Raw genomic sequence first — 13,684 nt, 5'->3', positions numbered from 1 at the left:
GTAAGGGCTTTTTACATCGTTTGGCTTGGGCAAGTATTAATTGATCCTGTGAGGTTTTTTCAAGTTCAGAACTGGATGTTAAATCTGCTATACTGTGCCCATCATTTTATGGGGCTGTTATGATTTCAAAAAACCAACTCAAGTTAATTCGTGCATTAGGTCAAAAAAAGTACCGAAAGCAACATAATCAATACCTTGTGCAAGGTGAAAAAAACGTACTTGAGTTATTGGCAAGTGGTTTAACAATTATTGATATATTTGCGACAGCAGCCTTTATTGCGCAGTTCCAGCAGCAGTTTACTCACGTAAATATGATTGAAGCTGATGAAGGCGTGTTAACTAAAGCAAGTACTTTAGTTTCTAACAACGCGGCAATTGCGATCGTTGATATGCCAAAAGTTACTTTGCCTGAAGCCGAAGGGTTAATTTTAGCCCTCGATGGCGTGTCAGATCCGGGTAACTTAGGTACGATTATTCGCGTTGCAGATTGGTATGGTATTCAACATATAGTAGCAAGCCTTGATAGCGCCGATCCTTATAACCCAAAAACAATTAGTGCAACAATGGGATCGTTTGTACGCGTTTCGGTTAGCCAAGTTAATTTAGCCGAATATTTGACACAAATTACGCAGCCTATTTATGGTGCATTCTTAGAAGGTGAAAATCTGCACCGCTCGCAATTAGCACAATCAGGTGTATTACTGATGGGCAGTGAATCTCATGGGATTCGTGAAGATTGTGCCGCGTTAGTTACTAATAAAATAACCATCCCCGCTTTTGGGGGGGCAGAATCTCTCAATGTAGCCATGGCAACGGGTATTATTTTAGATAACTTTAAACGCCAAGCTTAATACCAGTACTTACTTTTATCGCCAAGAGCGGTTAAATTAAATACTAAAGCTATAACAATAACAATCGGTAAACCAATTAGATGCGTTTGAGCACCATAAAATTAGCGGGTTTTAAATCTTTTGTAGAGCCCACTAAAATTCCATTCCCAGATCAAATGACCTGTGTCGTTGGCCCAAACGGCTGCGGCAAGTCTAATGTCATCGATGCTGTGCGTTGGGTGCTTGGCGAAAGCTCGGCTAAAAATCTGCGTGGCGATGCGATGACCGATGTTATTTTTAATGGCTCAACCAATCGAAAACCGATTTCTCAAGCGTCGGTTGAATTGATTTTCGATAATACTCAAGGGCACTTACCGAATACTTTTGCTGATCGAAACCAAGTGGCGATTAAACGTTTAGTAACTCGTGACGGGCAATCGTTGTATTTTCTCAATGGCAGTAAATGCCGCAAACGAGATATTACCGATATATTTTTAGGCACCGGTCTTGGCCCGCGTAGTTATGCGATTATCGAGCAAGGTATGATCTCGCGCTTAATTGAGAGTAAACCGGCAGATTTACGGGTTTTTTTAGAAGAAGCTGCTGGCGTTTCAAAATACAAAGAGCGCCGTCGTGAAACGCAAACCCGGATCAAAAGTACCCGCGAAAATCTTGAACGCTTACTCGATGTTCGCCAAGAGCTACAAGCACAAGTTGATAAACTGGCAGTACAGTCAGTTGAAGCAAAAAAATACCGCGAGTTCAAAACCCAAGAGCGCACTTTAAAAGGGCAGCTTGCGGTCTTAAAATGGCAAAAGCTACATCAGCAACAAGTGACGAAAGCCGACACAATGGCCAAGCTGAATGAGCAAATTAGTTTTTTTAAAACTGCTCATTTAGGTCATGACGATGTATTAGCAAGCCTTGAAAGCCAAGTGCAATTGCAACTTGAAAAACTCAATGATGCGCAGCAAGCTCAGCACCGAACGCACACTGAATTAACTCGTGCTGAGCAACAGCAAATAAACTTAAAACAACAACAACAGGCGTTTAGTCATAATCTGATCAAACAACAACAGTTGCAGTTACAAAATCAGCAGCTGCAACAACAGCAAAAAGACCACACTGATGAGCTACAAAATGCGTTACAAGAGGCAATCGAACATACTTTAATATGTACAGAGCAAGTCACTGAGATGGCCGATGCGGTGACACAGTTGCAAAGTGCCAAGCAGCGCAGTGCGACTGATTGGCAACGAGTTAATGAACAGTTTCAGGCTATTAATACACAATATAGCAAGCAACAAAATAGAGTGGATCAACAGCTGCAAAATTTGCACTACATTAAAAACCAGCAAACGGCATTAGAAAGTGAATTAATAGAGCTGGCAGAAAATCCAATTGCTGAACAAGTAGCGCAGCAGCAGCAGTTAATGCAGTCACTAACGCAAGAATTAGCAGCAAAACAAACTGCTTTAAACAAAGTAAATAGTAATGTCCAACACGCTCAAACCGTGTTACGCACCTGCCAAAATGCACAGCAAACACTCGTACAACAACAAAATGAAAATAAAGCTAAAATAACAGGCTTGAAGACAATACTCGCAGATACTCCAGCGCAAGGGAGTGGCGATGTTTTGGCACAGTTAGTTGTACGTACTGGATTTGAGCATGTGGTTGAACAAGCATTGCAAGGACTTGAACAATTAAATGTGACATCTACAGCAACACCTAACGGAGTATGGCCAACTACCGACACTGCACCGAAAAGCTCATTAGCGGTGTTTATAGAGCAAGGGGTTTATCCTGATTTATTACATCGTATTAAGTATGAAAATGATTTTAATCGTAATGATTTAGCGGATCAGTATTGGCTTGCAGTGATTGATCGCCAAGGTAATATTCAGGGTCGCAATTGGCATCAACAAGCCAGTAAAAGTGCAGAAAATTCGTTGCTGATCAAACATAAACAGTTGGCCGAAGCAACACAGTTAGCATCTCAACTCAGTGACGAACTAGCTATACAAAGTAATAAGCTTACAGAACAACAGCAAGTATGTGAGCACTTAAAGGCACAAAGCGAAGAGTTAAAAGCAGCGGTACATCAGCTTGCTCAACAAGTGGCCTCGGGCAGTACTCGTCGCGATATGCTCAAAGAGCAATTACAGCAGTTTCAAAATCAACAACATAAATTACAAGCAAAGCTACAGCAGTTAAACGTTGAACACACGAGCATAGAGAATAAAGTGACTGAACAACAGCAACATATGGCAAGTGTGGCAAAACAGCGTAATGAAATAAGTGTTGCGCTTAATGATGCTCAAGTGCAGCAGCAACACACTGATGAGCAATATAAACAGGCAAACGCTCAGCTTGAACAGTATAAAACGCTTGCCCATCAGGCGACGCTAAGTGAGCAAAAAGCGCGCAGTGAATGCCAACTCAGTGACACTAAATTACAACATGCAATGACCGCCAGCGAAACAGCCAGTGAAGCTGTCAGTGAGTTAACCGCGCAAATTGAAGAGTTGGTGATCCCATTAGAAGAGGTCGCAGAGAAAATAATATTATTACTGGAGAAAAATCAACAAAATGACATTAAAATCAATAAGTTGAAAAGTGAATTGACGGAGGCTAAAACAGCTCTTATAGATAAACAAACAATGCTTAAAGCGTCACAGGGGGAGCTGGTGCTTTTACAAGAACAATTACAACAACTTGCCCTCGAAGAACAGAGCTTATTAATTAAAGCCCAGACGGCTCTTGAACCACTGGTTGAGTTACAGCAAAACTTGAAAGAAGTATTGGCACAGCTCCCTGAAAACGCCTATATAAACACTTATCAAGGACAACTTAATAAAGTAGGACAAAGTTTAAGTGACTTGGGCGCGGTAAATTTAGCGGCGATTGATGAGTTTGAACAAGCGCAGCAGCGCAGCCAGTATTTAGATCGTCAAGTCGAGGATTTAAGCAAAGCATTGACGACACTTGAAGGTGCAATTGGAAAAATTGATCGCGAAACCAAAACGCGCTTTAAAACAACTTTTGATCAAGTAAATCACGATTTTGGCCAGTTATTTCCTAAAGTATTTGGCGGCGGCAGTGCATATCTTGAATTAACCAGTGATGACTTACTGGAAAGTGGTGTTAGTATAATGGCACGCCCACCGGGCAAGAAAAATTCAACAATTCACCTTTTAAGTGGTGGAGAAAAAGCGCTGACCGCATTATCATTGGTATTTTCAATATTCAGGCTCAATCCAGCTCCGTTCTGTATGCTGGATGAAGTTGATGCACCACTTGATGATGCGAATGTTGGGCGATTTTGCCGATTAGTGGAAGAAATGTCACAATCGGTGCAATTTATTTATATCAGTCATAATAAAATTGCCATGGAAATGGCTGGCAGGTTGACGGGTGTAACAATGGCTGAACCGGGCGTTTCGCGTGTGGTCGCTGTTGATATTGAACAAGCGGTGCAAATGGCACATGCATAAATATTAATATTTGAGTAGATAAATAATAAAAGGTGAGGGGATGGCCGAACAATTAAGATGGGTTTTAATCATTATCAGTGTAATTGTCATTGGTGGATTATTAATACATGGCCTATGGTCAGTGCGTAAAAAAGATGCACCTGTTGCGACTAATGATGAGCGTGTTGAGCCTGCAGATCAAGCGCCTACTGAGCGTCAAAGCGTAGCCGAGCCAGCATCTCATACTGAGCGTGATGAACCGCAGTTTGGGGATTTAAGCTTCAGTGCTGATGAAAAGCAACCACACTCTTTTGCAGCGTCAGATGACGAACCTGCCGCTGAGGTTGATGATGTAACTACTACAACAGAGGCAAGCGTAGAGGATGAACCAGAGCAACCGGCTGCAAGTGATTTTATTATTGTGCATATTCAAATGCCTGAAGGCTTGAATATGGAAGGCAGCAAATTATTGCCAGCTGTAAACACACTTGGTTTTAAGTACTCTGAAGAAGGCTTTTTTAATCGCCATTTAGACCCAGCAGGACTAGGCCCTGTGCTGTTTCGGTTAGTAAATATGTATAACCCTGGTACTTTTGATATAGATAATATGGAACAATTTAGCACCGCTGGAATTAGCTTGTTTATGACCTTACCGTGTGATGGTGACGGGCTTGCTGCATTTAATATGTTGCACAGTGCGGCTAAAAAGTTAGCAGATGAATTTGGCGCTGTTATTTTAGACTCACAACGTGAAGAAATGACCGTTGATAGTGTGCGCAATTATGTTGAAAAAGTGAGACGCTTTTCAGCTTAATCACCTGCAATATACAGTTAATTAAGAATTTTATAAGCCACTTGGCGATAACTCGTTTAAGTGGCTTTTTTATGTTTTTTGAGGTCAGTATGTCCACTTTAGTGTTAGCGCAAATAACGCAACTTCGTCAGCAGTTAGAAGATCACAATCATAGTTATTATGTACTTGATAAACCAAGTATTCCTGATGCTGAGTATGATCGTTTATTACAACAATTAAGTGCGCTTGAGGTAGCAAATCCTGAGTACTTGAGTACTGATTCACCAACCCAGAAAGTAGGTGGTGCGCCGCTGGCTAAGTTTGAGCAAGTCACTCATCAAGTGCCGATGTTGTCACTTGATAACGCTTTTAGTGAAGAAGAGTTCAGCGCTTTTAATCGCCGTATTAAAGAACGTTTGATGGATAACAATGAGCTGACCTTTTGCTGTGAACCAAAACTTGATGGTTTAGCGGTGTCGATTTTATACCGTAATGGTGTATTAGTGCAGGCGGCAACACGTGGCGACGGGCACACCGGCGAAAATATTACCGCTAACGTGAAAACGATTCGTAATATACCGCTTAAATTACGTGGCAATGATTTTCCTGATGAAATTGAAATTCGTGGTGAAGTGTTCATGGATAGCGCCGGATTTGACAAACTTAATGCTGAAGCCGAAAAGCGTGGCGACAAAGTATTTGTAAATCCACGTAATGCAGCCGCAGGCAGCTTGCGTCAACTCGATTCAAAAATCACCGCCAAGCGACCTTTGATGTTTTATGCCTACAGTATTGGTGTTGTGACAAATGGTGAATTACCAAGTGATCATTACCAGCAATTGGCTAAGCTAACTGACTGGGGCTTACCACTTTGCCCGGAAACAAAATTAGTCGAAGGCCAACAAGCGGCACTTGATTATTATCACGATATTCTTGAGCGCCGCAGCAGCCTTAAATATGAGATTGATGGCGTTGTAATAAAAATAAACAACAAAGCGCTACAAGAGCGGTTAGGTTTTGTAGCGCGTGCGCCGCGCTGGGCCATTGCCTATAAGTTTCCTGCGCAAGAAGAAATTACTCAGCTACTGGATGTTGAGTTTCAGGTAGGGCGCACTGGCGCAATTACCCCAGTGGCTCGTTTAGAGCCAGTATTTGTTGGTGGTGTCACGGTTTCAAATGCAACGTTACACAATCGTGATGAAATTGACCGATTAAGTGTTAAAATTGGTGATACTGTGATCATTCGCCGTGCTGGTGATGTGATCCCACAAATAACCCAAGTGGTGTTAGAGCGTCGTCCAACTGATGCCAAAGAGATTGAGTTTCCAGCTACGTGTCCAATTTGTGACTCTCATGTTGAGCGCATTGAAGGCGAAGCCGTAGCGCGTTGTACAGGCGGTTTGGTATGCCAAGCACAGCGTAAAGAAGCGATCAAACACTTTGCTTCACGAAAAGCACTCGATATCGATGGTCTTGGCGATAAAATTGTTGAACAGCTGGTGGACCGAGAGCTCATTAAAACGCCAGCAGACTTATTCATACTTAAACAAGGACATTTTGAATCGCTTGAGCGCATGGGGCCAAAATCGGCGAAAAACCTAGTAGTTGCACTTGATGATGCAAAACAAACGACGTTGGCTAAGTTTTTATACTCATTAGGTATTCGTGAAGTCGGTGAAGCGACGGCGCAAAATTTAGCTAATCACTTTTTAACGCTAGATAAAGTAACTGCGGCAACAACTGAAGCGTTAGTCGAAATTAGTGATGTTGGGGAAATTGTAGCCAAGCATGTGCGTGGTTTTTTTGCTGAGCAACACAACTTAGATGTAGTAACTGCCTTGCTGGAGCAGGGTATTCATTGGCCAGAACTGACGCCGCCAAGTGAAGACTCACAACCGTTAGCAGGCTTAACCTATGTGTTAACAGGAACTTTGAATGAGCTTAATCGAAATGATGCAAAAGCACGCTTGCAGCAGTTGGGGGCGAAAGTGTCAGGTAGTGTATCAGCTAAAACCGATGCGTTAATAGCGGGTGAAAAAGCCGGTTCTAAGCTCACGAAAGCACAAGATTTAGGCATTGAAATACTGACCGAAGATGATTTAATTGCATTACTGGCGCAACATAATGGGTAGCATTATTACGCTTTTTCAGGATTTAGCACTGACCTTTGGTCAGTGGCTAAAGCCTTACTTATATAATATCGCATTGTTACTGGTAGTGTGTTTGGTGTCTTTGTATGCAAATGAGATTATCAAAACCACGAAACGCTTTGTAGCAAGGCGTCACTTTATACTCAGAGTGTGTGCATTTGTACTGGTAACCGGGTTTGGTTTTGGCTTGTTAGTAGTATTTTTCACTCCATTACTAAGCCAGTTACTGATGTTCTTTGGTGTGCGCTGGTTAGGTGTTACAGCCGTGGCTGCATTCATCTTACTTGGCGTAGCAGCCGAGAGGAAAAATCAGTTATGAAGCGTTACGGACCAGAGTATTGGGACAAATATGGCACCTATCGCACTCCAATTGCGTTTCATTTGAGTTTATTGGTATTACTGCGAGCGTACTTTATTTGGATCATTGCGGCACTTAGCAGGCGACCTGAGCTTGATTTAATGTCATTGGTGTTTAGATCTAAAGCTGACTTTTTCAGTGCGTTGGCTATTGGTGCAATAGCCATTATTCCTGCCGTAATTTTTTGTTTGCGCAGGCCACAAAAAAGCGCAGACAGTGGCGCATGGTTAGCGCGAGTGTGGCGATTTATGCGTTGGCCATTATTGGCATGTGCAGCGATAGATTTAAGCTGGCTAATTATTCAAGCCGCCCATAGTTATTATCAATTTTCGATGTTTTTAGCACTGCAAATGGTGATGGTATTGTGGGTGTTATTATATTTAGCAAAAAGTCGTTATTTAACGGTGTTTTTTAATGACTGGCCAGATCCAGAGCTTGATAATAAAAACGCAAGTAAATAAGAGGGAAATCATGATGCGTAAAATCAACCTATTTTGATATAATGAAATAAAATCCTTAAAACAGTGGTATATACCTAAACACATCAAGTTAGTCGTTGCTTTTGGAGGTATCATGAAACAACAGATCGGTTTAGGTGGAAGCTGCCATTGGTGCACCGAAGCTATTTTCAGTTCATTAAAAGGTGTTGAGAGTGTTGACCAAGGTTGGTTTAAAAGCTCAGATAACAGCAGCCAATTTAGTGAAGCGATCCGATTGCGCTTTGATCCTCATAAAATAAGCTTAACTGATTTAATTGCAATCCATATCGATACTCACAGTGCGACGAGTGAACATAGCATGCGCGAGAAGTATCGTTCTGCAATTTATGTTTATACGAGCACGCAAAGTGAAGCTGCACAGCACGCGTTAAATTTAAAGCAAGCAGATTACAACAAGCCATTAATTACACACGTTTTACTGGCAGGGGAGTTTAAACATTCACCGAGCCAGTATCAAAATTACTATTTTTCAAATCCTAACAAACCATTTTGTGAGGTACGGATAAACCCAAAACTCACAATGTTATTAACGCGATACCATGATAATGTGGATAGCAGTAAATTAACCCATCTTAGTCAATGAGGTCAGTTATGTTGAATTGGAATGATATTTTAAACTTTGCCAATAAAGGTAATCCAGAGCCGAGCCGTAAAGTAGTAAAAACCGAGCAGCAATGGCGTGAACAATTAACCGAAGAAGCCTTTTATGTGACGCGTAATAAAGGCACAGAGCGCCCGCATAGTTCAGACAGTTGTACGTTGTTTGAACCAGGTAAGTATGCTTGTGTATGTTGTGAAAACTTACTATTTGATGGCGATGAAAAGTTTGATAGCGGCACTGGTTGGCCATCATTTACTCAACCCGCGCAACTAAACTCGATTGCTTACAATGCTGATAAGACCCATGGTATGCAAAGAATAGAAACTGTGTGTAATGTATGTGATGCTCACTTAGGTCATGTATTCCCAGATGGGCCAATGCCAAGTGGTCTGCGTTATTGTATAAACGCGGTCTCATTGCAGAAGGTGTAATTTATTAGCTCGTAATTGACAATAACCAATGCCTTACTGAATTTATATTATAGGAGTTCAGTAAGGCCGAATTTTAAAAGTCATATCACCACTTATCAGCGATATTTCGTGTTCCCCATTATTATAAACAACCTCTCATCAAAACTATTTATTCTATTTGGTTTTGCCAGGCTCTTCTAGATTAGCAAGCGTTAGCCCCATACTCGTGGCTTGTTGTACTAATTTATTAAAGCGTTGTTGCTGCTCGTTATCCAATGTTGTCGCACTGAGTAACACATAGCATTTTTTTGCCATCATTAGGTTTAAGGTTTGGCCATTTTGCTTGGAACTATCAAATAGACACTGCAATAAATTTAAAGCAATACTAGGATTGCGAGGCATGACTCTAAATGCTTGTGTGAATGCTTCAAGAGCGGTATTTAATTGGCCACGATTAAACTGTGTAACAGCATGGTTATTGAGCTCTTTGGGGCCCATTTTTATATCACGGCGTTCACTTTGTTGTTGTTGAATATAACGTAAATAAACAGCATCACTCACCGTTGGATGACGTTCACAATGACTAATAATTTGGTTAAATAATGACTGTGCTTTGTGGTAAAAACCCAGTTCATGAAATGCCTTTGCTTTATCAAGTGCGCCGTCTACAGAGCGAATGTGGCTATCGTCATCGTCGAGCTGCTCAATCAACATTTTTGCTTTTTGATGCTCATCTTTCAAATAGTGTAAGCGGGCATTTAAAACATCTATTTGTGCCTGATTGTGACTATTTGGAAATTGGCTTTTTAAATCAGCTAAGTATTTATTGGTTTGTCTTGAAATACGTTGAATCTGATCGCTTTGATCTGTTGTTAATGCAAAATCAATACCCGCCCGTACAGCATTTAAATATACGTCAGGGTGATCGTGAATCGAATGTTTGGCAAAGTTGGCGATGTCTTTTTGTGTTAGGTAATTTTTCTCATAATCATGATTGATCAGAGATACATGGCTAAGTGATTTTTGGCGCTCGATATTGCGTGGAGCTATATCAACGGCCTGGCTTAAAAAACTTTGCGCTAATTCAAATTGGTTTAATTTAATCTCCAGCTTACCAAGTAAATCGAGTGCGACTAATCGTGTTTCATGGCGTAGCAGCATCGTTTTTAGCATTCTTTGCGCAAGAATATGCTCGTTATTCGCAATTAATGCTTCAACTAAACCTACCTTTGCCCATGTGAATTTTTGAATATCAAGCACTGATTTAAAGAATGCTTTTGCTGTATCTGCTCGTTTTAAGCGAAGTAGGGCATCACCTTTCAAACGTAATAATATTGCACTATACGCATTACCTTTTTTATCAAGCGCACTGTTGATTGCTTTAAGTGCTTTAGAATCATTACCATCGTCGATGAAATTATAGATTGTTTGTAAATTATTTTTACGCAGTAAAATACGCTCAATACGTGTTTTCAGATCATATATAGTGAATGGCTTGACTAAAAAATCATCGGGTTGTAATTCAAGTACGCTGTGTACCAGAGAACCACTGGTTTCAGCTGAAATAAAAATGAAGCCAGTAGAATTTTTTATTAAACGTTTAACGCGTAACTCTTCATATAGCTGATAGCCATCTTGGTGCTTACTCAAATTAAAAGAGCAAACAATCAGATCAAACTGTTCGCTGGTGCACTGCTCTTTCGCTGAATTTGCATGTTCAGCAAAGCGCAGCTGTCGAAAGCCAAGTTTTTCGAGCGACTGTTTCATATAGCTTTGAGCAAGCGGTTGCTCTTCCACTATAAGTATTTTTGCATTAGAAAAAATCTTTGCTGGCATTAGACTTGTGACCACATTAACGAATCAGAGACTATAATAAACAGTCTAGTCGCTGACAAGGGAATTTAAAATTTAAAACCGCAGACTTCTTTTATTGATCAGTTATGGGTTTTCAAGCAGCTCAATTATAGCGCCAGTTATTGCTTGAGGATTTTTATATTGGTAGGAGAGCCTAGGCTTGTTACACACCTTGGTTGATGCTTTTTAAACTTAATTAGATCATCAATTAAATGTGATTAGTATAATTATCCATTAAAGAATATAACGTAAGGTTTGATTGAGAGTTTTATATGTGGTGGGTGATACTGGACTTGAACCAGTGACCCTCGCCTTGTAAGGGCGATGCTCTCCCAACTGAGCTAATCACCCACATATAAATTTACATTCTATACTCACCATTTTAAGAATGGTGGTTCATACTGGATTTTAGCAGTTACCCTTACCTTTTGTTAAAAGGGGGGGATGCTCTCCCACAATTATATTTTAGATTATATGGTGGGTCGTACTGGACTTGAACCAGTGACCCTCGCCTTGTAAGGGCGATGCTCTCCCAACTGAGCTAACGACCCCAAATAATCAATTACTAAACTTTACGATAACCATTTGATAAATGGTGGGTCGTACTGGACTTGAACCAGTGACCCTCGCCTTGTAAGGGCGATGCTCTCCCAACTGAGCTAACGACCCGCATGCAAGTTTACAGCGCTACTATTAGATAAATAGTACTGGACTTTAACCAGTGAACCTCGCCATTTATTATGATAGTGGTGATGTTCTCTTTTTTTTAATATGCACCATTCTAAGAATGGTGGGTCGTACTGGACTTGAACCAGTGACCCTCGCCTTGTAAGGGCGATGCTCTCCCAACTGAGCTAACGACCCATATTAAAATATTACTGGACTTTAACCAGTGAGCGTCACCACTTTTTAAAAAATGGTGATGTTCTCTTTTCCCCAACTGAGCTAATCACTCATTTAGAGATCTTGTAATATGCACCATTCTAGGAATGGTGGGTCGTACTGGACTTGAACCAGTGACCCTCGCCTTGTAAGGGCGATGCTCTCCCAACTGAGCTAACGACCCATATTACAATTTTAAAACGTAACTATTAAAATAAATAGTACTGGACTTGAACCAGTGAACTTCGCCGTTACTTGTAAATAGCGGTGATGGTCTCTTTTCTTGTAACTGAGCTTGTGACCCATATTACAATTTTAAAACGCGACTATTAATATAATAACAGGTTTTATATGTGGTGGGTGATACTGGACTTGAACCAGTGACCCTCGCCTTGTAAGGGCGATGCTCTCCCAACTGAGCTAATCACCCACATCTAAACAACAACTCATTACTGCGTTGTTGTGGGGCGCTATTATAGATAGAGTTGTAAATGTGTCAACACTTGAATGAGGAAAAATGTTTTAGATGCAGGTTTTATAATCAATGAAGTAAGATTGAGATTGTTTTATAGTCAATTCACTTACTTTAAACCTTCTTCGAGTTTTACCCTGAAAGGTCAACAGGCTCTAATAACTAACAATAGAGCGGGGGCGTTAAAGTTAATTACTTACTGCTCATCTTAAATTCGTTTTATTTGGTGATGAAAACGCTGTTATGAAAAACAAGAAAATACTCCGACTTTATTTTGCATATAAATGTATACCCTATTGTTTTGATGTTTTGGAGTGTGTTTCACCTCAGTTAATCTAGATTGTACGCCTTTCAATCCTAATTTTTGTTTTGAAACAGCTGTCTTGCATGTATTTTGAGCGCCTCGGTTTATTCATTATTCAGTTTGTTGAAAATTAAACCGTTTAAAGAAAGTTACTGAAAAAAATGTTGACATTATTTTAGTGGCTGCATAGAATGCGCCCCGCACTCAGCGATACACAGCACGGTTTAACTGCGCAAGTGTTTAGCAAAATGAGTTGGGGCTATAGCTCAGCTGGGAGAGCGCTTCGCTGGCAGTGAAGAGGTCTGCGGTTCGATCCCGCATAGCTCCACCAATTTATTAAAGTGCTTGTCCTAGGGTAGCAGTTTTCTGTGTCCCCATCGTCTAGAGGCCTAGGACACCGCCCTTTCACGGCGGTAACAGGGGTTCGAATCCCCTTGGGGACGCCACTTAACTTTAGTTAGATAAGGGCGGGTTAACCGAGAAAATAGCGAACAAATTAAGCTCGAGTCTTAATTTGTAGTAAATCGCAATTACCTTAATAAGCTCAGGATGTGAGTATAACTAATCAATTGTCCTAGTGACACAGGAAATGTTTCTGAAAAGATAATGCCATAGTCTCATAGGCTCGGCTCATCTTATACAGAAATAGCAAGTCAGTGATTTGCAAAGCAATTTCTGCGTCCCCATCGTCTAGAGGCCTAGGACACCGCCCTTTCACGGCGGTAACAGGGGTTCGAATCCCCTTGGGGACGCCACTTAGTTTAAGTAATGCATAAAGCAGTGTGACACCGCACTCTCTATGCACGACGTTAACAAGAGTACTAATCTCTTGGGGGCGCCACTTAGTTTAAGTAATGCATAAAGCAGTGTTATTAAGAAAACTCGCTTGAATCGAGTCTAACTATTCAGTTGTCCTAGTGACACAGAAAATGTTTCTGAAAAGATAATGCCATAGTCTCATAGGCTCGGCTCATCTTATACAGAAATAGCAAGTCAGTGATTTGCAAAGCAATTTCTGCGTCCCCATCGTCTAGAGGCCTAGGACACCGCCCTT

General features: G+C 41.0%; 9 protein-coding genes and 9 tRNA genes. 11 read left to right on the top strand and 7 right to left on the bottom strand.

All coding sequences use genetic code 11. From position 1 onward, the window contains the following. The first annotated feature begins 119 nt into the window (after positions 1-119). The 8 genes from HHO47_RS01695 to msrB all read left to right on the top strand — a co-directional run bounded on the left by HHO47_RS01695 (position 120) and on the right by msrB (position 9,139). The gene (locus HHO47_RS01695) at positions 120-851 is read left to right on the top strand and encodes an RNA methyltransferase (protein ID WP_169018287.1); all 732 of its coding nucleotides are present in this window, start codon (positions 120-122) and stop codon (positions 849-851) included. Positions 852-931: 80 nt separating this feature from the next. Next, positions 932-4,327: a chromosome segregation SMC family protein gene (locus tag HHO47_RS01690; protein ID WP_169018286.1), complete on the top strand. Its 3,396-nt coding sequence runs from the start codon at positions 932-934 to the stop codon at positions 4,325-4,327. Between the two features lie 40 nt (positions 4,328-4,367). Then, on the top strand, positions 4,368-5,120 hold the full coding sequence (gene zipA, locus HHO47_RS01685) for a cell division protein ZipA (protein ID WP_169018284.1): 753 nt from the start codon (positions 4,368-4,370) through the stop codon (positions 5,118-5,120). A gap of 89 nt (positions 5,121-5,209) precedes the next feature. Then, positions 5,210-7,231 carry an NAD-dependent DNA ligase LigA gene (gene ligA, locus HHO47_RS01680; RefSeq protein ID WP_169018282.1) on the top strand — a complete coding sequence of 674 codons (2,022 nt, stop codon included), beginning with the start codon at positions 5,210-5,212 and terminating at the stop codon, positions 7,229-7,231. Continuing rightward, positions 7,224-7,568: a DUF3392 family protein gene (locus HHO47_RS01675; protein ID WP_169018280.1), complete on the top strand. Its 345-nt coding sequence runs from the start codon at positions 7,224-7,226 to the stop codon at positions 7,566-7,568. The genes ligA and HHO47_RS01675 overlap by 8 nt, the downstream gene beginning before the upstream one ends. After that, a complete protein-coding gene (locus HHO47_RS01670) occupies positions 7,565-8,068 on the top strand; it encodes a DUF2919 domain-containing protein (protein WP_169018278.1) in 504 nt (167 codons plus the stop codon). Before HHO47_RS01675 ends, HHO47_RS01670 begins: the two co-directional genes overlap by 4 nt. Before the next feature lie 112 nt (positions 8,069-8,180). Beyond that, positions 8,181-8,690, top strand: coding sequence for a peptide-methionine (S)-S-oxide reductase (locus HHO47_RS01665; RefSeq protein WP_169018276.1), 510 nt, complete (start codon positions 8,181-8,183; stop codon positions 8,688-8,690). Positions 8,691-8,698: 8 nt separating this feature from the next. Further along, positions 8,699-9,139, top strand: coding sequence for a peptide-methionine (R)-S-oxide reductase MsrB (msrB, locus tag HHO47_RS01660; RefSeq protein WP_169018275.1), 441 nt, complete (start codon positions 8,699-8,701; stop codon positions 9,137-9,139). A gap of 153 nt (positions 9,140-9,292) precedes the next feature. On the opposite strand, the gene HHO47_RS01655 is transcribed toward msrB, so the two are convergent. The 7 genes from HHO47_RS01655 to HHO47_RS01625 form a co-directional block, all read right to left on the bottom strand. Then, a complete protein-coding gene (locus HHO47_RS01655) occupies positions 9,293-10,954 on the bottom strand; it encodes a tetratricopeptide repeat-containing response regulator (protein ID WP_169018272.1) in 1,662 nt (553 codons plus the stop codon). Between the two features lie 293 nt (positions 10,955-11,247). Further along, a tRNA-Val gene (locus HHO47_RS01650) sits at positions 11,248-11,323 on the bottom strand. 124 nt (positions 11,324-11,447) lie between these two features. Then, a tRNA-Val gene (locus HHO47_RS01645) sits at positions 11,448-11,523 on the bottom strand. 42 nt (positions 11,524-11,565) lie between these two features. Next, a tRNA-Val gene (locus tag HHO47_RS01640) sits at positions 11,566-11,641 on the bottom strand. 119 nt (positions 11,642-11,760) lie between these two features. After that, positions 11,761-11,836: transfer RNA gene (locus HHO47_RS01635), tRNA-Val, on the bottom strand. Between the two features lie 126 nt (positions 11,837-11,962). Next, positions 11,963-12,038: transfer RNA gene (locus tag HHO47_RS01630), tRNA-Val, on the bottom strand. 170 nt (positions 12,039-12,208) lie between these two features. Further along, positions 12,209-12,284: transfer RNA gene (locus HHO47_RS01625), tRNA-Val, on the bottom strand. Between the two features lie 601 nt (positions 12,285-12,885). On the opposite strand from HHO47_RS01625, the gene HHO47_RS01620 reads away from it, so the two are divergent. The 3 genes from HHO47_RS01620 (at position 12,886) to HHO47_RS01610 (ending at position 13,385) form a co-directional block, all read left to right on the top strand. Then, positions 12,886-12,961: transfer RNA gene (locus HHO47_RS01620), tRNA-Ala, on the top strand. A gap of 39 nt (positions 12,962-13,000) precedes the next feature. Beyond that, positions 13,001-13,076 (top strand) — tRNA-Glu (locus HHO47_RS01615). A 233-nt stretch (positions 13,077-13,309) separates the two neighbouring features. Next, positions 13,310-13,385: transfer RNA gene (locus HHO47_RS01610), tRNA-Glu, on the top strand. Positions 13,386-13,684: the final 299 nt, after the last annotated feature.

The sequence above is a fragment of the Pseudoalteromonas arctica genome, from assembly GCF_012927645.1.
Taxonomy (GTDB): Bacteria; Pseudomonadota; Gammaproteobacteria; order Enterobacterales; family Alteromonadaceae; genus Pseudoalteromonas; species Pseudoalteromonas arctica_A.
The sequence above is the reverse complement of the archived record's forward strand: the minus strand, read 5'-3'. Positions and strand labels throughout refer to the sequence as shown.